The organism is Cellulomonas sp. C5510 (assembly GCF_019797765.1).
Classification (GTDB): domain Bacteria; phylum Actinomycetota; class Actinomycetes; order Actinomycetales; family Cellulomonadaceae; genus Cellulomonas.
On record NZ_CP081862.1, the window covers coordinates 619,920 to 639,460 of the forward strand.

At 73.8% G+C, this 19,541-nt stretch carries 17 protein-coding genes; 16 read left to right on the plus strand and 1 reads right to left on the minus strand.

The features are described from left to right. Positions 1–205: 205 nt before the first annotated feature. From K5O09_RS02860 to K5O09_RS02930, 16 genes are all read left to right on the plus strand, one after another. Complete coding sequence (locus tag K5O09_RS02860) at positions 206–2,653, plus strand: chemotaxis protein CheA (RefSeq protein ID WP_255596022.1); 2,448 nt, start codon at positions 206–208, stop codon at positions 2,651–2,653. Then, positions 2,650–3,066, plus strand: a complete 417-nt coding sequence (locus K5O09_RS02865; RefSeq protein WP_222171363.1) for a chemotaxis protein CheW — start codon at positions 2,650–2,652, stop codon at positions 3,064–3,066. The genes K5O09_RS02860 and K5O09_RS02865 overlap by 4 nt, the downstream gene beginning before the upstream one ends. Positions 3,067–3,233: 167 nt before the next feature. Beyond that, a complete protein-coding gene (locus K5O09_RS02870) occupies positions 3,234–4,838 on the plus strand; it encodes a methyl-accepting chemotaxis protein (protein WP_222171364.1) in 1,605 nt (534 codons plus the stop codon). A 141-nt stretch (positions 4,839–4,979) separates the two neighbouring features. After that, the gene (locus tag K5O09_RS02875) at positions 4,980–6,698 is read left to right on the plus strand and encodes a methyl-accepting chemotaxis protein (protein WP_255596024.1); all 1,719 of its coding nucleotides are present in this window, start codon (positions 4,980–4,982) and stop codon (positions 6,696–6,698) included. Positions 6,699–6,889: 191 nt separating this feature from the next. Continuing rightward, on the plus strand, positions 6,890–8,494 hold the full coding sequence (locus tag K5O09_RS02880; protein ID WP_222171365.1) for a methyl-accepting chemotaxis protein: 1,605 nt from the start codon (positions 6,890–6,892) through the stop codon (positions 8,492–8,494). A 137-nt stretch (positions 8,495–8,631) separates the two neighbouring features. Continuing rightward, complete coding sequence (gene chvE, locus K5O09_RS02885) at positions 8,632–9,741, plus strand: multiple monosaccharide ABC transporter substrate-binding protein (RefSeq protein WP_222171366.1); 1,110 nt, start codon at positions 8,632–8,634, stop codon at positions 9,739–9,741. Next, complete coding sequence (locus tag K5O09_RS02890; RefSeq protein ID WP_222171367.1) at positions 9,741–11,369, plus strand: methyl-accepting chemotaxis protein; 1,629 nt, start codon at positions 9,741–9,743, stop codon at positions 11,367–11,369. Before chvE ends, K5O09_RS02890 begins: the two co-directional genes overlap by 1 nt. Before the next feature lie 103 nt (positions 11,370–11,472). Then, complete coding sequence (locus K5O09_RS19065; protein ID WP_255596025.1) at positions 11,473–11,925, plus strand: response regulator; 453 nt, start codon at positions 11,473–11,475, stop codon at positions 11,923–11,925. Between the two features lie 124 nt (positions 11,926–12,049). Continuing rightward, entirely contained in the window at positions 12,050–12,658 is a 609-nt protein-coding gene (locus K5O09_RS19070) for a CheB methylesterase domain-containing protein (protein ID WP_255596026.1), read from the plus strand. After that, positions 12,655–13,662 carry a protein-glutamate O-methyltransferase CheR gene (locus K5O09_RS02900; protein WP_222171368.1) on the plus strand — a complete coding sequence of 336 codons (1,008 nt, stop codon included), beginning with the start codon at positions 12,655–12,657 and terminating at the stop codon, positions 13,660–13,662. The genes K5O09_RS19070 and K5O09_RS02900 overlap by 4 nt, the downstream gene beginning before the upstream one ends. Next, the gene (locus K5O09_RS02905; protein WP_222171369.1) at positions 13,659–14,042 is read left to right on the plus strand and encodes a response regulator; all 384 of its coding nucleotides are present in this window, start codon (positions 13,659–13,661) and stop codon (positions 14,040–14,042) included. Before K5O09_RS02900 ends, K5O09_RS02905 begins: the two co-directional genes overlap by 4 nt. Continuing rightward, entirely contained in the window at positions 14,039–14,491 is a 453-nt protein-coding gene (locus tag K5O09_RS02910; RefSeq protein ID WP_222171370.1) for a chemotaxis protein CheX, read from the plus strand. Before K5O09_RS02905 ends, K5O09_RS02910 begins: the two co-directional genes overlap by 4 nt. A 70-nt stretch (positions 14,492–14,561) precedes the next feature. Next, a complete protein-coding gene (locus K5O09_RS02915; protein ID WP_222171371.1) occupies positions 14,562–14,924 on the plus strand; it encodes a response regulator in 363 nt (120 codons plus the stop codon). After that, the gene (locus K5O09_RS02920) at positions 14,921–15,406 is read left to right on the plus strand and encodes a hypothetical protein (protein WP_222171372.1); all 486 of its coding nucleotides are present in this window, start codon (positions 14,921–14,923) and stop codon (positions 15,404–15,406) included. The genes K5O09_RS02915 and K5O09_RS02920 overlap by 4 nt, the downstream gene beginning before the upstream one ends. A gap of 100 nt (positions 15,407–15,506) precedes the next feature. Continuing rightward, a complete protein-coding gene (locus K5O09_RS02925; protein WP_222171373.1) occupies positions 15,507–16,991 on the plus strand; it encodes an NCS2 family permease in 1,485 nt (494 codons plus the stop codon). A 136-nt stretch (positions 16,992–17,127) separates the two neighbouring features. Continuing rightward, complete coding sequence (locus K5O09_RS02930) at positions 17,128–18,453, plus strand: UDP-glucose/GDP-mannose dehydrogenase family protein (protein WP_222171374.1); 1,326 nt, start codon at positions 17,128–17,130, stop codon at positions 18,451–18,453. A 27-nt stretch (positions 18,454–18,480) separates the two neighbouring features. Here the strand turns inward: K5O09_RS02930 and K5O09_RS02935 are convergent, their stop codons facing one another. Further along, positions 18,481–19,473 (minus strand): endonuclease domain-containing protein, encoded by a 993-nt coding sequence (locus K5O09_RS02935; protein ID WP_222171375.1) that lies wholly within the window; start codon positions 19,471–19,473, stop codon positions 18,481–18,483. Positions 19,474–19,541: the final 68 nt, after the last annotated feature.

Below are 19,541 nucleotides of genomic sequence, written 5' to 3' on the forward strand. Positions count from 1 at the left end.
CGCCTGCATCGAGACGCCAGGACACGCCGGCGCTGGGCCCGGATCCCGGGCGTGTCGTGGACTCTCGGCGGGCCGCGGCGAGGCGGGTGGGGGCGAGTTCACCCCGTTGGCGGGTGGTCGCGCGGGCCGAATGCCTCACGCAGCGGTGCTCGCCGCCGATCCTCACGTCAGACGGTGCACCCGCGAGGAGGCTGCAGTGGAGGACATGGACGACATCGTCCGCGAGTTCCTGGTCGAGAGCCACGAGAACCTCGACCAGCTCGACCAGGACCTGGTCGCGCTCGAGAGCGAACCGGGATCCCGGTCGCTCATCGCGAGCGTCTTCCGGACGATCCACACGATCAAGGGGACCAGCGGGTTCCTCGCGTTCTCCCACCTGGAGCGTGTGGCGCACGCCGGTGAGAACCTGCTCGTGGAGCTGCGCGACGGCCGCCGCTCAATGGACCAGGCGACGACGGACGTGCTGCTGCGGCTCGTCGACACGATCCGCGAGATCCTGCGCGCGATCGAGGCCGAGGGCGGAGAGGGCGCGGTGGAGATCGACGCGGTGATCGCGGCGATCGACGCCATCCAGGCGGCCGACCCGTCCGCCGCCTCGGCGCCCGCACGCGACGCCGAGGCCCCCGCGCCGGCACCCGCTGCGTCGGCATCCCCGCCTGCCCCGTCCGCACCCGAGCCGGCACCCGCCGCCGGGTCGGCCGAGCCGGCAGCGGCGGCGGAGCCCGTGCAGCCCCTGCCCGCCGCCGCGGCACCCGCTGCGGCGGAGTCCGCGCCCGTCGCGCAGCCCGCGCCCGTCGCGCAGCCCGCCCCCGCGATCGCGGCACGCGCCATCGGCGAGCCCCCGGCCGCCGCGACCGCGTCGCCCGCGTCGCCCGCAGCCCCCGCCGCTGCTGCGGCCCCGGCCGCCGAGGAGGTCGGCACCCTCCGCGGGGGTGCCGCCGACGCGTCGATCCGCGTGGACGTCGACCTGCTCGACGCCCTCATGCGCCAGGTCGGCGAGCTCGTGCTGGCCCGCAACCAGATCAGCCGCCTGGCCACCGGGACGGACGACGTCGACCTGGCCCGCTCCGCGCAGCGCCTGAACCTCATCGCCGGCGAGCTGCAGGAGGGGGTCATGAAGACCCGCATGCAGCCCATCGAGCACCTGTGGTCGAAGATGCCGCGGATGGTGCGCGACGTCGCTGCGGCGTGCCACCGCGAGGTGCAGCTGGAGCTCTCCGGTGGCGACACCGAGCTGGACCGCAGCCTGCTGGAGGCCGTGAAGGACCCGCTGACGCACCTGGTGCGCAACGCCGTGGACCACGGCATCGAGTCGGCCGCGGACCGTGCGGCCGCCGGCAAGCCCACCAAGGGCGTCCTGGCGCTGCGTGCGTACCACGCGAGCGGTCAGGTCGTCGTGGAGGTCGCGGACGACGGCCGCGGCATCGACCCGGACAAGATCGGCGCGAAGGCGGTCCAGAAGGGTCTGCGCACCGCGGACCAGGTCGCCGCCATGAGCGCGGCGGACCTGCTGCAGCTGCTGTTCCTGCCGGGGTTCTCGACGGCGGAGGTCGTCTCGAACGTCTCCGGCCGCGGCGTCGGCATGGACGTCGTGCGGACCAAGATCGAGTCGATCGGCGGGGCGGTGGACGTGGAGTCCGTCGTCGGCCGCGGCACGACGTGGCGGCTGCGCATCCCGCTGACGCTGGCGATCATGCCGGCGCTGACGGTGGAGTGCTCCGGGGACCTGTACGCGATCCCGCAGGTGAACCTGCTGGAGCTCGTGGCCCTGGACTCGCAGCGCTCGGAGTCCGGCATCGAGCACATCCACGAGGCGCCGGTGTACCGGCTGCGCGGGGAGCTGCTGCCGCTGGTGTCGCTGTCCTCCGTGCTGGAGGCCGGCGGGGAGCGCCCGGACAACGCGGTCATCGCGGTCGTGCAGTCCGACCACCAGCGGTTCGGGCTGCTGGTCGACCGGGTGCTGAACACCGAGGAGATCGTGGTCAAGCCGCTGTCGGCCCGCCTCAAGGCGATCGGCGCGTACGCCGGCGCCACGGTGCTGGGTGACGGGCACGTGGCCCTGATCCTCGACGTGCAGGCGATCGCCCGCCGGGCGCTGGCCGGGGAGCTGGACGTCGCCGCGCGCGACGCGCACACCAGCAGCACCGCGGCCCTGGCCCACGAGGTGCAGCAGGTGCTGGTCGTCGGGATCGGCGGTGGCCGGCAGGTCGCGATGCCGCTCGCGTCCGTGGCCCGCCTCGAGCACGTGCAGGCCGAGCAGGTCGAGTACGTCGGCGGCCGGGAGGTCGTGCAGTACCGCGGCACGATCCTGCCGCTCGCGCGCCTGGATCGGATCCTCGGCGCGTACGGCGAGGAGGACAGCTCCGAGCTGCTGCTGGTGGTCTACAGCCGGGCGGGCCGCAGCGTCGGCCTGGTCGTCCGGGAGATCGTCGACATCGTCGACGACGACTCCGCGCGGCACTCCGACATCGAGGACGCCGGCCTGGTCGGCTCGACGGTGCTCGGCGACCGCGTGACCGAGCTGCTGGACGTGCGCCGTGCGATCCTCGCCGCCGACGCGGCGTTCTACGACGAGCGGACCGAGCACCGCTCCACGTTCGACGACGTCCCGACGCAGGCCGCCGGGACCGAGCTGGTGGGAGCCCTGCGATGAGCCAGTACGTCACGTTCTCCCTGGGCGGCAGCCTCTACGGCGTCGACGTCACCCGGGTGCAGGAGGCGCTGCGGTCGCACGTGCGCACCCGCGTGCCGCTCGCGCCGCCGGGGGTCGCGGGGCTGGTGAACCTGCGCGGGCAGGTCGTGCTGACCGTCGACCTGCGTCCGCGCCTGGGCCTGGAGCCGCTGGACGAGGACGCCGAGCCGATGATGGTGGTCGTGCAGGTGGCCGGTGAGCCGGTGAGCCTGCTGGTCGACGAGATCGGCGACGTGATGGAGGTCGGTCCGGAGACGTTCGAGGCGCCGCCGGAGACGCTCGACGCCGCGCTGCGGCCGCTCATCCTCGGGGCGCACAAGCTCGACGGCCGGCTGCTGCTGGTGCTCGACGTCGACCAGGCCACCGCGGCCTGACCCCTCACGCCCACGTCGCGGGGCGCCCCACCCGGTCCGCCGGGAGGGGCGCCCCGCGCGCTGTTCCCCCTGTTGGCGACCCGCGTCACCCGCCTGGGCGATCACACGGACGGCCGCGTGGCCGATGAGGCGTCACGAACCCCGGTCCGTCCTGCGAGGAGATCAGCATGTCCCAGTCGTCCGCCGTCGCCGCTCGTCCCCGGCGGGGGCTGAGGTCCTCGATCGCCGCGAAGGTGCTCGGTCTGCTCGCCGCGGCGGGCCTCGTGGCCGTGCTCGTCGTGCTGTCCGCGGCGGTGAGCCTGGGCGAGCTCCGGACCGACGTGGAGTCGTCCGCGGCCCGCGTCGCGCAGCTCGGCCGGGTGAGCGACCTGCAGCGCGCCCTGCAGGCGGGTCGCGCGCGGATGGTCGAGTACCCGGCGGCCGCGGACGACGTGCGCGACGCCCTGCGCTCGCAGCTCGACGAGTACGAGGCGAGCATCACCGAGCAGCAGGCCGCGTACGACGAGCTCGCGGTGGACGCGCAGGCGTGGGCGGACTTCGACTCCGGCTGGTCCGAGATGGTCCGGCTCGCCGAGGAGGAGCTGTTCCCGCTGGCCGACTCGGGCGACGTCACCGGTGCGGCGGCCCTGTACCGGGAGAAGATCCTGCCGCAGACCACGATCGCGGCCGAGGCGATCGTCCAGGAGAACGCCGCCGTCGCTGCCGTGGCGGACGCCAGCGCGGAGGACTCCGCGGCGACCGTGTCGCGCACCCTGGTGATCGTGGTGGGCGTGGTGGTCGTCGGCCTCGCGGTGGTGCTGGTGATCGGCCTGCGGGTGGCCCGCCGGTTGTCGCGGGACGCCCGGGAGGTGCAGCAGGCGCTCGAGGCGATGGCGGAGGGTGACCTGACGGTCGGGGCGGACGTGCGCAGCGTGGACGAGCTCGGCGCGATGGCGCGGTCGCTCGGCACGGCCCAGGAGAGCCTGCGCGGCGTCGTGTCGGGCGTGGCGGAGACCGCGCACACGGTCGCCGCTGCGGCCGAGGAGCTGTCGGCGGCCTCGACGCAGGTGGTCGCGGGCTCGGACGAGACGTCGGCGCAGGCGGGTGTGGTGGCGGCTGCGGCGGAGCAGGTGTCGCGCAACGTGCAGACGGTGGCGGCGGGTGCCGAGCAGATGGGCGCCAGCATCCGGGAGATCGCGCAGAACGCGTCGCAGGCGGCGAAGGTCGCGGCGCAGGCCACGGGCGTCGCGCAGGCGACCAACGAGCAGGTGTCGCGGCTCGGCGTCTCGAGCCAGGAGATCGGCAACGTGGTGAAGGCGATCACGTCGATCGCGGAGCAGACGAACCTGCTGGCGCTGAACGCGACGATCGAGGCGGCCCGAGCCGGTGAGGCCGGCAAGGGCTTCGCGGTGGTCGCCGGTGAGGTGAAGGAGCTGGCCCAGGAGACGGCGAAGGCCACCGAGGACATCGTGCGCCGCGTCGAGGCGATCCAGACGGACACCGGGTCGGCCGTGACCGCGATCGGCGAGATCTCGGAGATCATCGCGAGCATCAACGACTACCAGCTCACGATCGCCTCGGCGGTCGAGGAGCAGACGGCGACCACCACGGAGATGTCCCGGTCGGTGGCCGAGGCCGCGACGGGTTCGGGGGAGATCGCGTCGAACATCACCGGCGTCGCGTCCGCGGCGGCGACGTCCTCGCAGACGCTCGGCCAGATGGGCGGGGCGGTCGCGGAGCTCGCGCGGCTCTCGGAGGACCTGCGCGGCCGGGTGTCCCGCTTCACCTACTGACCGCACCGACGACGCGCCGCGCGGCCCCGGGGTGGGGCGGCGCGGCGCGTCGTCGTGCGGCAATCACCCGCTGCCGGGCTCAGCCGGTGGCGCGTGCGGACGATCGGTGGGGCAGCAGGGGACGGACAGGAAGGACCCACCATGAGCGTCACCACGACGACGGTGTCGACGCCCGCGCGGGTGCCGACGGTCGACCGGGTGCCCACCCAGCGCGGCCACGGCCAGGCGCCGGCGTCGGGGCCCCGTCCTCGCGGCACCCGCCGCGGCACCGCCTGGTTCGCGAACCGCGGCGTGCGCACCAAGATCCTCCAGCTGCTGGCGCTGGTGGTCGTGATGGTCGCGGCCACGGGCACCTTCGCCGTGCTGCGGCTGGACGACCTCGCGGCGAGCACCGCGAGCGTCCAGGAGGTCAACGCGGACGTCGCCACCCCGCTCGCCATGGTGCACCAGGAGGAGCTCAAGGCGCGGATGCTCGTCGCGCAGGCGGGCGCCAGCCAGACGGACACGCAGGAGCAGCGGCAGGCCGCGCTCGACGCGATCGCCGCGACGGACGCCGACCTGCAGGCCGCCGCGGACGCGTTCGAGGCGGGCATCGGCGAGAACACCGTCGAGGGGTGGGACGACTTCACGGCCGGCTGGGTCGCGTGGACGCAGATCCGGGACGAGCAGCTGGTGCCCGCCGCCCTGAACAACGACCAGGTCACGTTCGGCCGGGTCACCGCGGGCGAGGCCCAGACCGCGCTCGACGGCATGATCGCGGGCCTGGAGACGGCCGAGAAGGCCGTCCGCGCCCACCTGCAGGGCGTCGCGGACGAGGCGCAGGCCGAGGCGTGGTCGAGCACCGTCGTGCTCGTCGTGGTGCTCGTCCTCGGCGTGGCTCTGGTCGCCGTGGTCGGCCTGGTGATCGCCGGGATGATCCGGCGCCAGGTGACCGAGGTGCAGCGCGCGGTCGAGGCGCTCGCGGACGGCGACCTGACGGTGACGCCCCAGGTCGACTCCGACGACGAGCTCGGCCGGATGGCCCGGGCGCTGACCCGGGCGCAGGGCAACCTGCGCGGCGCGATCTCCGGCGTGGTCGAGACGGCGCAGACGGTCGCGGCGGCGGCGGAGGAGCTGTCGGCGGCGTCGAACCAGGTCGTGGCCGGTTCGGACGAGACGTCGGCGCAGGCGGGTGTGGTGGCGGCTGCGGCCGAGCAGGTGTCGCGCAACGTGCAGACCGTCGCGGCGGGCGCGGAGCAGATGGGGGCTTCGATCCGGGAGATCGCGCAGAACTCCTCGCAGGCGGCGAAGGTCGCCGGGCAGGCGACCGAGGTCGCGGCGAGCACCAACGAGCAGGTGTCGCGGCTCGGGGTCTCGAGCCAGGAGATCGGGAACGTGGTGAAGGTGATCACGTCGATCGCGGAGCAGACGAACCTGCTGGCGCTGAACGCGACGATCGAGGCGGCGCGCGCGGGGGAGGCCGGTAAGGGCTTCGCGGTCGTGGCGGGTGAGGTCAAGGAGCTGGCGCAGGAGACGGCGAAGGCGACGGAGGACATCGCGCGGCGGGTGGAGGCGATCCAGGGCGACACCTCGGGTGCGGTGGCGGCGATCGGGGAGATCTCGCAGATCATCGCGTCGATCAACGACTACCAGCTGACGATCGCGTCGGCGGTGGAGGAGCAGACGGCGACCACGAACGAGATGTCCCGGTCGGTGGCCGAGGCCGCGACGGGTTCGGGGGAGATCGCCACGAACATCACCGGCGTCGCCTCCGCGGCCTCCGAGGCCAGCCAGACCCTCAACCAGATGGGCGGGGCCATCGCCGAGCTCGCCCGGATGTCGGAGGACCTGCGCGCCCAGGTCGGCGGCTTCCGGCTCTAGCCACGGCGGCGCGAGCGCCCCGGGGAGCCGGCGCCCCGGGGCGCTCGTCGTGCCCCGCCCCGGAGCGCTCGTCGTGCCCCCCGGGGCGGGTCACCGCCCGCTCACCGGGCGGCGGAAAGCGCTTCGGACCGGCCGTGCCCCGCCGATGGGAGGGAGGACCGACTCCGTACCGGAAGGGCGAACCGACCACGATGAGCGCGCAGCACGATGCCTCCACCCGCCGGCTCTGGGCCGACCGGCCCGTCCTCGTGAAGATCATGACGGCCGTCGCCGTGATGGCGGCCATGACCGCCGTCGTCACGGCCGTCGCCGTCGCCTCGCTGCGTACCCTGCGGGCGGACGCGGCCGAGATGTACGCGGGCAACGTCGTCCCGCTCCAGCAGCTCACCGAGATCCAGCGGTCCTACCAGGGCGACCGCGCCCGGGTGATCCAGTACGGCATCGCGGACGACGAGACCCGCGCGACGCTGGTGCAGGAGCTGACGGAGCGCCAGCAGGACCTGGACGCCCAGATCGACGAGTACCGGGCGGGCGCCGTCGACGGGGCCCAGGTGGACGCGATCGTCGCGGCGCTGGATGCGTACTACGCGGCTGCGGAGGACACGCTGTTCCCGCTGGCCGACGCGGGCGACGACGCCGGGTTCGCGGCGTACTTCGACGAGACCATCCGGCCGCTGACCACCGCGGTCATGGACGCGCTGCAGGTCGAGACCGCGGCCCAGGGCGAGCAGGCGGAGGCGCTGGCGGCCGAGACCGACACGCTCGCGGGCCGCTCCGCCCTCGCGACCGTGCTCGTCGCCGTCCTCGGCGCGCTGGCGGCGGCCGCCATCGCGGTGGCGGTCGCTCGCGGCATCGTGCGCCGGCTCCGCGGGGTGTCCCGCAGCCTGGCGGCCGCCGGCGACGGCGACCTCACCGTGCCCCCGGGCGTGACGGGTGGTGACGAGCTCGGCCGGCTCGCGGTGGACCTGGAGCGCACCCAGCGGAGCCTGCGGGCGCTGGTGGCGGGCGTCGCGGAGACGGCGCAGACGGTCGCGGCGGCGGCGGAGGAGCTGTCGGCGGCGTCGAACCAGGTCGTGGCCGGTTCCGACGAGACGTCGGCGCAGGCGGGTGTGGTGGCGGCTGCGGCGGAGCAGGTGTCGCGCAACGTGCAGACCGTCGCGGCGGGCGCGGAGCAGATGGGCGCGAGCATCCGGGAGATCGCGCAGAACGCGTCGCAGGCGGCGAAGGTCGCCGGGCAGGCCACGGAGGCGGCGACCGTCACGAACGAGCAGGTCGCCCGGCTGGGGTCGTCCTCGCAGGAGATCGGCAACGTGGTGAAGGTCATCACCTCGATCGCGGAGCAGACGAACCTGCTGGCGCTGAACGCCACGATCGAGGCCGCGCGCGCCGGGGAGGCCGGCAAGGGCTTCGCCGTCGTCGCGGGCGAGGTGAAGGAGCTGGCCCAGGAGACGGCCAAGGCGACCGAGGACATCGCCCGGCGCGTCGAGGCGATCCAGGCGGACACGGGGTCGGCCGTGACCGCGATCGGCGAGATCTCGCAGATCATCGCGAGCATCAACGACTACCAGCTCACCATCGCCAGCGCCGTGGAGGAGCAGACCGCCACGACCACGGAGATGTCCCGGTCGGTGGCCGAGGCCGCGACGGGTTCCGGGGAGATCGCCACCAACATCACCGGGGTGGCGTCGGCCGCGGCGACGTCGTCGCAGACGCTCGGCCAGATGGGCGGGGCGGTCGCGGAGCTCGCGCGGCTCTCGGAGGACCTGCGCGGCCGGGTGTCGCAGTTCTCCTACTGAATGCCGGGCGTTCACCCGCAGGACTGCTCCGGTTGGGCCACGTGACCGCGGGAGCGCTCACATCCTGGGCACCGCATCCGATCCAGACGGCACGGCGACGACGGGCAGTGTCGCGCCGCACAGACGAGGGAGTCCACATGAGGCAGGGGAAGCGCCGTCCGGCCGCCGCCGCCACCGCGGTCGCCGTGGCCGGGGTGCTCGCCGGGTGCGCGTCGGCGACCGGTGCGGAGGACGACGGGGACCGGCCGCTGGTCGGCGTCGCAATGCCGACGACGACGTCGGAGCGCTGGATCGCGGACGGCGAGAACGTGCAGGACCAGCTGCTCGCGCTGGGGTACGACGTCGACCTGGAGTACGCCGAGAACGACGTGCCCACGCAGGTCGCCCAGCTCGAGGACATGATCGCGGCGGGCGCGGACGCGCTCGTGATCGGGTCCATCGACGGCGTGGCGCTCAAGGACGTGCTGGGGGAGGCTGCCGCGGCGGACATCCCGGTGATCGCCTACGACCGGCTGATCCGGGAGTCCGGCGACGTCGACTACTACGCGACGTTCGACAACGCGCGCGTCGGCGTGCAGCAGGCCACCACCCTCCTGCAGGGGCTCGGCCTGCTCGACGAGGCGGGTGACCGCACGGACGTCACCGGCCCGTTCGCCGTCGAGCTGTTCGCCGGCTCGACGGACGACAACAACGCGACGGTGTTCTTCGACGGCGCGATGGGCGTCCTGCAGCCGTACCTCGACTCCGGTGTGCTGACGGTGCCCTCCGGGGAGACCGGCTTCGAGGAGGTCGCCACCGACAAGTGGGACCCGAAGAACGCGACCGCCCGGATGGACACGCTGCTGCCGCTGTACGCCGACCGCCGGCTGGACGGGGTGCTCTCGCCGTACGACGGCATCTCGATCGCGGTGCTCGACGCCGTGAAGACCATCGGCTACGGCACGGCCGACCAGCCGCTGCCCGTCGTGACCGGCCAGGACGCCGAGCTCGCCTCCGCCAAGTCCATCGCCGCCGGCGAGCAGTACGCGACGGTCTACAAGGACACCCGCCAGCTCGCCGAGGTGGCCGTGTCGATGGTCCGGGCGCTGCTGGACGGCGCGGAGCCGGAGACCAACGACTCCCGGTCCTACGACAACGGCGTGAAGGTCGTCCCGTCCTTCCTGCTGACGCCGCAGGTCGTCACCGAGCAGAACTACCGCCAGGTCCTCGTGGCCGGCCGCTACTACACCGCCGAGGAGCTGGGCTGATGGCCACCGACCGCACCGCCGCGCAGCACGCGCCCCGGCGCCGGGCGTCCTGGTTCTGGGACCGCCCGGTGGCCCTGAAGATCGCCGTCTCCCTGCTGGTGCTCGGGGGCACGTTCGCCGTCGTCGGCGGGGTCGGGGCGATCGCGCTGTTCCGCGCCGGGCAGCACCTGGAGCAGATGTCCGGCCTGACGGGCGACCTGCAGTCGGCGATGTCGGAGCTGCGTGCCGCGCAGACCCGCAGCCACCTGCTGGTGCACCGCGCCGCCGAGGCCACGGACGACTCCGTGCGGGCGCAGCTCCTGGAGTCCTCCGCGTGGACCGACCGGGACGTCGCCTCGCAGATCGACGCGATCTCCGCGTTCCCGCAGTCGGGGACCCGGCAGTGGAGGGACTTCGTCGACCGCTGGGACGCCTGGGTCGCGTACCGCGACGCCACCCTGCTGCCGCTCGTCGAGGACGGGGACCTCGCCGGCCTGCGCACGGCGCTGGCCGCGGACGCGTCCGCCGACCCCGACTGGGCCGGTCGGGCCCTGGCGCTCGCGCAGGGTCAGGTCGACGCGCAGGTCGACGACATCCTCGCGGCGAGCCGTGCCGAGGTGAACCGGACGATCCTCGCGCTCGTCGTGGCGTTCGTCGTCGGTGCGGCGCTGTCCGGCGTGCTCGCCGTGCTCGTGATCCGGCGCATCACCACCGCGGTGCGCAGCGTCCAGGGCTCGCTCGAGGCGATGGCCGACGGGGACCTGACGGTGCAGGCCGACGTGCCCTGGCGGGACGAGACGGGACGGATGGCCGCAGCGCTCGCGCAGGCCCAGGAGTCGTTGCGCACGACGCTGTCCGGTGTCGTCACCGCGGCCCGTTCCGTGGAGCGGACCGCCGCGACCCTCGCGGCCTCCAACGGCACCGTGGTCGAGGGATCCCAGGAGACGTCCGCGCAGGCGGGGGTCGTGGCGGCCGCCGCCGAGGAGGTCTCCCGCAACGTGCAGGCCGTCGCGGCCGGCGCCGAGCAGATGGGGGCGTCGATCCGCGAGATCGCCCAGAACGCCTCGGAGGCCGCCAAGGTCGCCGGGCAGGCCACCGACGTGGCCGCCGCGACCAACGAGCAGGTCGCCCGCCTGGGTGCCTCCAGCCAGGAGATCGGGAACGTGGTGAAGGTCATCACCTCCATCGCGGAGCAGACGAACCTGCTGGCGTTGAACGCGACGATCGAGGCCGCGCGTGCCGGGGAGGCCGGCAAGGGCTTCGCCGTCGTCGCCGGCGAGGTCAAGGAGCTCGCGCAGGAGACGGCGCGCGCCACCGACGACATCGCGCGCCGCGTCGAGGCCATCCAGAACGACACGGGTGCCGCCGTCGTGGCGATCGGGGAGATCGCGCAGATCATCGCGTCGATCAACGACTACCAGCTCACGATCGCCTCCGCCGTGGAGGAGCAGACGGCCACGACCAACGAGATGTCCCGGTCGGTGGCGGAGGCCGCCACGGGCTCGGGGGAGATCGCGAGCAACATCACCGGGGTCGCGGGCGCGGCGTCCCGGTCGGCGGGCGTGCTGGGCGAGGTCTCGACCCACGTGGCCGACCTCGCGACGCTGTCCGCCGACCTGCACGACCGGGTCGCACGTTTCACCTACTGACGCCCCGCTCCGCCACGCGGCGCCGCTCAGGAACCGGCCGCACCGACCGATCAGAACCACGAACCGGCCGGTGCGGCCGGTCCGTTCCGTCCCAGGGGAGCCCATGACCAGGATCCGCGTGCTGGTGGTCGACGACTCGGTCGTCGTCCGCCGGCTGGTGACGGACTCGCTCTCGCGCGACCCCGACATCGAGGTGGTGGGCTTCGCGTCCAACGGCCGCATCGCGCTGGCCAAGGTGGAGCAGCTCGGGCCGGACCTCGTGACGATGGACATCGAGATGCCGGAGATGAACGGCATCGAGGCGGTCCGCGCCCTGCGCCGGGGCCGGCAGACCATGCCGATCATCATGTTCTCGACGCTCACGGAGCGCGGCGCGTCGGCCACCCTGGACGCGCTCGTCGCGGGCGCCACGGACTACGTGACGAAGCCGGCGAACGTCGGCAGCGTCCAGGAGTCGCTGGACCGGGTCGCGAGCGAGCTGATCCCCAAGATCAAGGCGCTCGTGCCGCGGCGGGGGCTCCCGGGCGGCGGCCGGCGTGGTCGCTCGGGTGGCTGAGCTCCCGCCCGGTCCTCGGCTTCGGCGGGCCGCTCGCTGAGGACGACGTCGGGCGTGACGTGACCCTGGGGCCGCGTCCGCGCGGCGCCCCGTCGTCCTGCGGCCCGCGCCCACGCCGCACCCGGTGTCCGCCGTCGTCCTCGGGTCGTCCACCGGCGGCCCGGAGGCGCTGTCCCGCGTGCTGGGCGCGCTGTCCGCCCCGCCACCGGTGCCGGTGCTCGTCGTGCAGCACATGCCCCCGGTGTTCACCCGCCAGCTCGCGGCCCGTCTCGACCGGCTCGGCCCGGCGACGGTCGTGGAGGCCACCGACGGCGAGGCGCTGCGGGCGGGCACCGTCTACGTCGCGGCCGGCGACCACCACCTGGAGGTGAGCCGCTCCGCCGGTGCCCTGCGCACCGTGCTCACCGACGGCCCGCCCGTGAACTTCTGCCGCCCCGCGGTCGACGTCCTGTTCCGCTCCGCGGTCCGCGAGCTCGGTGGCCAGCTCCTCGCGGTCGTGCTCACCGGCATGGGCGCCGACGGCCGCACCGGTTGCGAGGACGTCGTCGCCGCCGGCGGCACCGTGCTGGTCCAGGACGAGGCCACGAGCGTCGTCTGGGGCATGCCGGGGGCCGTCGCCGCCGCCGGCCTCGCCCACCGCGTCCTGCCCCTCGGGGAGGTAGCCCCCGCCCTCGAAGCCGTGCTCGCCCGTGCGGGCAGCCGGCCGACCGCACCGATCGGAGGTCGGCCATGAGCCTGACCCAGGAGACGTTCGCCTTCGTCGCGGACGTCGTGCGCCGTCGCAGCGCCATCCAGCTCGAGGCAGGCAAGGAGTACCTCGTGGAGAGCCGGCTGCTGCCGCTCGCCCGCGAGGGCGGCCACGCCGGCGTCGACGCCTACGTCCGGGAGGTCCGCGCGGGCCGCCGCGAGTCCGACCTCGCGCAGATCGTGGAAGCGCTCACCACCAACGAGACGTCCTGGTTCCGGGACGCCACACCGTTCTCCGCGCTGCGCACCCACGTCGTGCCGACGCTCCGCGCCGAGCGCCCCGTGCTGGACTCCGTGCGTGTCTGGTCGGCCGCCTGCTCGACCGGTCAGGAGCCGTACTCGATCGCGATGACCCTCGCGGACGTGCTCGGCCCCGGCGTCCGCGTCGAGATCACCGCCACCGACCTGTCCGACCAGGTACTCGCCCAGGCGCGCTCCGGCCGGTACTCCCAGCTCGAGGTCAACCGGGGCCTGCCCGCGCCCATGCTCGTCCGGCACTTCCAGCGCTCCGGCGCGGACTGGCAGATCTCCGACGCGCTCCGGCGGGCGGTGACGTTCCAGAAGCACAACCTGCTGGACCTGCCGCCCACCGGGCCGTTCGACATCGTGTTCCTGCGCAACGTGCTCATCTACTTCGACCTCGGGACGAAGCGCTCGATCCTGTCCCGGGTGCACCGCGTGCTCAAGCCGGGCGGGTTCCTCGTGCTCGGCGCCGCGGAGACGACGATCGGTGTCGACGGGGACTGGGAGCGCGTGCCCGTCGAACGCGGCTCCGTGTACCGGCCGGTGCACGCCGGCCTGGTGCCGCGCCAGCGTCCGGCACCCGCCGCGGCCCTCGCCCCGGCCGCGCCCGCGCCGGCGCGGACCGCCGCGGCCTGGCCCACCAGCACCCCGCTGCCGCCCGCGCGCCCGCGCGTGGGAGCTCCCGCCTTCCCGACCGTCCCGGCCGGCCGCCCCGGCACGGCACCCGAACAAGGAGTGACGCGATGAGAGCCCTCGTCATCGACGACTCGCGGACCATGCGCCGCATCGTCGCGAGCGCCCTGGAGGACCTCGGCTTCGCCACGGTCCAGGCCGGCGACGGCCAGCAGGCGCTCGACGTGCTGGAGTCCGGGGAGGAGGTGGACCTCGCCTGCATCGACTGGAACATGCCGGTCATGGACGGGCTGACCTTCGTCACGCGCGTCCGCGCCGTGCCCGCCTGGCGGAACATCACGCTGATGATGGTCACGACGGAGAGCGAGCACGGGCAGATCGTCCGGGCCCTCGCGGCGGGCGCCCACGAGTACCTCATCAAGCCGTTCACCATCGACGCCATCCGCGACAAGCTCGACCTGCTCGGGCTCGTCCCTGCCGAGGAGCCCGTATGACCGCCGCCGTGGAGCACGACCAGGTGTACGCGATCGCCGAGGAGGTGTTCGCCGCCATGATCGACGGCGAGCCCGGCTACCTGCGCCCCTGGGAGGGCGACGTGCCGGTGCCCGCCGAGCCGCTGGTCGCCTGGGTGGACGTGCGTGGCGAGCTCGCCGGCCGGGCCGCCGTCACCACCGACGTGCCGACCGCGCACGAGCTCACGCGCGCGCTGCTCGGCATGGCTGCCGGCGAGCCGGTCGGTCCTGAGGACCTCGTCGACGCGTTCGGTGAGGTCGCGAACGTCGTCGGCGGCAACGTCAAGGCGCTGCTGCCGTCGCAGGGCACGCTGACCCTGCCGGAGGTCGCCACCGAGCTGCCGGTCGTCCCCGGCACCTCGCTCACCCACGAGCTGCGCCTGGACTGGCGTGGCCGCCCCGTCGTCGTCGTGGTCTGGTTGTTCCCGTGACCTCCGCGCCGACCGCCCGACCCGCCGCGGCCCCGGCCCCGGCGCCCCGACCCGAAGGGAAGTGACGAGCATGATCCGCGTGCTCATCGCCGACGACAGCCGCGTCATGCGGCAGATCGTGATCCGCACGCTGCGCCAGGCCGGCTACGACTGGGACGTCCGCGAGGCGTCCGACGGCCAGGAGGCGCTCGAGGCGGTCCGCGCCGACGAGCCGGACGTCGTGCTCTCGGACTGGAACATGCCGAACCTCACCGGTATCGACCTGCTGCGCCGGCTGCGGGCGGAGGGGTTCTCGACCCCGTTCGGCTTCGTCACCTCGGAGGGGTCGGACGAGATGCGGACGCTGGCCGACGAGGCGGGTGCCCTGTTCCTCATCGCCAAGCCGTTCACCGCGGACACGTTCCGCGACGCGATCGACCCGGTGCTGGCATGAGCGGGACGCCGCTGCCCAGCGCCCTGGAGGTCCGCGAGCACTGGGAGGGCCTCGTCGGCAGGGACATCGAGGTCACCACGGGCGGCCCGATGGTCGACCCCGTGCTGAACGGCGGTGCCCTCGTGGGCGTCTTCGTCGACAGGCTGATGAAGCTGTCCGCGCTCGTCCTGTTCGACCTGCCGCTCGCCGCCCACCTCGGCGCGGCGATCGCCCTCGTGCCGGCGCGCACCGCGCAGGCCGCCGTCGAGGAGGAGACCCTCCCCGCGGCGCTCACGGAGAACGCCGGGGAGATCCTCAACGTCACCGCCGCGCTGTTCAACGTCGGCGACGCCCCGCACCTCAAGCTCGACGCCGTCTACGCGCCGCGCGACCCGCTGCCCGCCGACGTCGCGCAGTGGGTGCTCGCGTACGTCCGGCGGCTCGACCTCGAGGTCGAGGTGTCCGGCTACGGCAAGGGCTGCGCGTCGGTGCTCGTGCTCTGACGGCTCCCGGGGCGGGCCGCCGGGCGCGTCGTGTTTCCGGGAGGTGAACGTTCACGGACGGGGGCGCGGCGCCCTTCACGGTTCTGCCACACTTCGCCCCATGTCCACCACCTCCACGGGGGCGCCCGCGTCTGCGCCCGTCCAGCCGCGGAACGCGATCGACCGGTTCTTCAAGATCTCCGAGCGCGGCTCGACGATCGGGACCGAGATCCGCGGCGGCCTCGTCACCTTCTTCACGATGAGCTACATCATCGTGCTGAACCCCCTGATCATCGGCACCGTGCAGGACGGCTCCGGGTCGTTCCTCGGCGGCGGGTCCGAGCCGAACATCGGCATGATCGCCGCGACGACCGCCCTCGTCGCCGGCGTGATGTCCATCCTCATGGGCGTGGTGGCGAACTTCCCGCTCGCCCTCGCCGCGGGGCTCGGCCTCAACGCGGTGGTCGCCTACTCGATCGCCTCGCTGCCCGACATGACGTGGGCCGACGCGATGGGCATCGTGGTGCTCGAGGGCCTCATCATCCTGGTGCTCGTGCTCACCGGGTTCCGGGAGGCCGTGTTCAAGGCCGTCCCCATGGAGCTCAAGACGGCCATCAGCGTCGGCATCGGCCTGTTCATCGCCTTCATCGGTCTGGTGGACTCCGGGTTCGTCCGCATCCCGCTCAGCCAGGCCACGCCCGTGGAGCTCGGCATCGCCGGCTCGCTCGGCTCCTGGCCGCTGCTCGTGTTCGTCGTCGGCCTGTTCCTCGCGATCATCCTCATGGCGCGCAAGGTCAAGGGCGCCATCCTCATCGCGATCGCCAGCGCCACCGTCCTCGCGATCGTCGTCGAGGCGGTCGGGTCCATCGGCGGGCAGAGCGCGGACAACCCGGGCGGCTGGGAGCTCAACGTGCCGCAGCTGCCCGACAGCGTCGTGGCCACCCCGGACTTCTCGCTGCTCGGCCAGTTCTCGCTGTTCGGGTCGATCGAGAAGATCGGCCTCGTCGCCGTCATCCTGCTGGTGTTCTCGGTGATGATCGCGGACTTCTTCGACACGATGGGCACGATGGTGGCCGTCGGCGGCGAGGCCGGGCTCCTCGACGAGCAGGGGAACCCGCCGCGCACGAAGCAGATCCTCGTCGTCGACTCGCTCGCCGCGGCCGCCGGCGGTGCCGCCTCGGTGTCGTCCAACACGTCCTATGTGGAGTCGGCCGCGGGCGTCGGCGACGGTGCCCGCACCGGCCTGGCGTCCGTGACCACCGGCGTCGCGTTCCTGCTGGCGACGTTCCTGTCCCCGCTGGTCGACATGGTGCCGTTCGAGGCCGCCACCCCGGCGCTCGTCGTCGTCGGCTTCCTCATGGTGATGCAGGTGTCGGGCATCGACTGGAAGAACTTCGAGGTCGCCGTCCCGGCGTTCCTGACCATCGTGCTCATGCCGTTCAGCTACTCCATCACCGTCGGCATCGGCGCGGGCGTCATCTCGTTCATCGTCATCAAGCTGGCGATGGGCAAGATCCGCCGGGTGCACCCGCTGATGTGGGTCGCCGGCGTGCTGTTCGTCGTCTACTTCCTCATCGGCCCGATCAAGGGCTGGCTCGGCCTCTAGGCGCGACGTCCCCGACCGGTCGACGCCGGCCCCGTGAGACTCGCGGGGCCGGCGTGCCGGAAATGTCCTGTGTGCCTGCGCAACACCCCGCAGGGTAGGTTCGACGCCGTCCCACGTGTCGGTCGAAGGAGCAGTCATGCGCGTGTCGGTCATCGGGTGCGGCTACCTGGGAGCCGTGCACGCGGCCAGCATGGCCAAGCTCGGTCACACCGTCGTCGGGGTCGACGTCGTCCCCGCGAAGATCGAGATGCTCGCCGCCGGCAGGGCGCCGTTCTACGAGCCCGGCCTCCCCGAGCTGCTGACCGAGTCGCAGGGCACCGGCCGGCTCGAGTTCACCACGGACACGGCAGCGGTCGCCGGGGCGCAGGTCCACTTCCTCTGCGTCGGCACCCCGCAGAAGCACGGCGAGTTCCGCGCCGACCTCAGCTACGTCGAGGACGCGTTCGCGGCGCTGCTCCCGCACCTGCAGCCCGGCGACCTGGTGGTCGGCAAGTCCACCGTCCCCGTCGGCACCGCCGAGGCCCTGGCCGAGCGGCTCAGCGGGACGGGCGCGACGCTCGTGTGGAACCCCGAGTTCCTGCGCGAGGGCTTCGCCGTGCAGGACACGCTGCACCCCGACCGTCTCGTCTACGGCCTCCCGACGGACGACGCGGGCGTCCCCACCGCGGAGGGCGAGCGCGCCCGCGTCCTGCTCGACGAGGTCTACGCCACGCCGCTCGCCGACGACACCCCGCTGGTGGTCACCGACTACGCCACCGCGCAGCTCGTGAAGGTCGCCGCGAACTCGTTCCTCGCGACCAAGATCTCGTTCATCAACGCCATGGCCGAGCTGTGCGAGGCGACCGGGGCCGACGTCACCCGCCTCGCCGACGCCATCGGCTACGACGCCCGCATCGGCCGCAGGTTCCTCAACGCGGGCCTCGGCTTCGGCGGCGGCTGCCTGCCCAAGGACATCCGGGCGTTCATGGCCCGCGCCGGCGAGCTCGGCGTCGACCAGGCGCTGTCGTTCCTGCGGGAGGTCGACGCCATCAACATGCGCCGCCGGGTCCGCATGGTCGACCTCGCCCGCGAGGTGTGCGACGGGTCCATCGTCGGCCGCCGCATCGCCGTGCTCGGTGCCGCGTTCAAGCCCGACTCCGACGACACCCGCGACTCGCCGGCCCTGTCCGTCGCCGCGCAGATGCAGCTCCAGGGCGCGCACGTCACGGTCACCGACCCGCAGGCCGTCGACAACGCCCGCGCCGCCTGGCCGGGGCTCGCGTTCGCGCCGACCGTCGAGGAGGCCGTGACCGGCGCGGACGTCGTGCTGCTGGCCACGGAGTGGGCGGAGTACCGCACGCTCGACCCGGACTCGATCGCGGGCCTCGTCGCGGAGCGCCGCATCCTCGACGGCCGCAACGTGCTGGACCCGGCCCGCTGGCGGGCCGCCGGGTGGACGTACCGCGCCCTCGGCCGCCCCTGACCCGCGCCCGTCAGCCGTCCCTGTCCCTCACCGCCCGCCCGCGCCTCGCGTCGAGATTGCAGCAGCTGCGGGGTTCGTCGCGCTGAACCCCGCATCTGCTGCAACCTCGTCGGGCCGGGTGAGGGCCGCGCGGATCCAGGTGAGTGCCCGGGCGGGCCGTCGGAGGTCGTCCGCGGTGCACGTGACGACCCGCCAGCCGAGCGCCTCCATCACCTGGCGCCGGCCGATGTCCCGCCGCCAGGTCGTGCGGTCCGTCCGGTGCACGTCCCCGTCGTACTCGATCGCGACCTTCGACGCCGGGTAGCTGAGGTCCGGCAGGGCGACGAACGTCCCGGCGCCCGACAGCACCGGCAGGTTGACGACCGGCTCGGGGAGGCCTCCCCTGACGACCAGGAGGCGCAGCCGTGTCTCCATCGGCGAGTCCGTGCGAGGTCGGACCTGCGACAGCGCCGCGCGCAGCCGTCGCCGGCCACGGGCCCTCGGCGGCAGGAGCGCGAGGGCGTCCTCGAGCCCGCCGACGGACGACAGCGGGGCGCGTCGGCGGGTGAGCGCGTCGCCGAGCACGACGAGCTCCTCCTCGTCGAGCTCGCCGCCCATCCGGGTCCACACCACCTCGGGTGGCATCACCCGCACGCCGCCCGCGAGCAACCGCGTGGGGACCCCGGGCCCGCTACGGCGATGGCCCCGGACACCCGGCCGACGCGGCGGCGTGGTGCCCGGGCCGACCTCGACGTGCAGAGCGCCCGCCGGGTCGACGCCTCGCGGCAGGTCCACGTGCAGCAGCGCGAGCGCCGTCACGCCGCAGAACACCGCGTCCGCCGGTAGCCACGGCAAGGCCTCGCGGCACCGGGCCAGGACGTCGACCGTCTCCGGGGGCGGTCCGGTGGCGCGGACGCCGCGGGTCGGCGCCCGGAGGGACTCACGACGGAGCTGCGCCGGTGTCATGCCCGCGGCCCGGCCCTCGCGGACGCTGAACGCCGCCCCGAGCCCTGACGGCACAGGAGCGGGGCGTTGCGGCATGCAGCCACGGTGACGCGTCGGGCCCGCGAGGGGCTGCACCCGGGTGGTCGTCCTGGGGACCGGGCCAT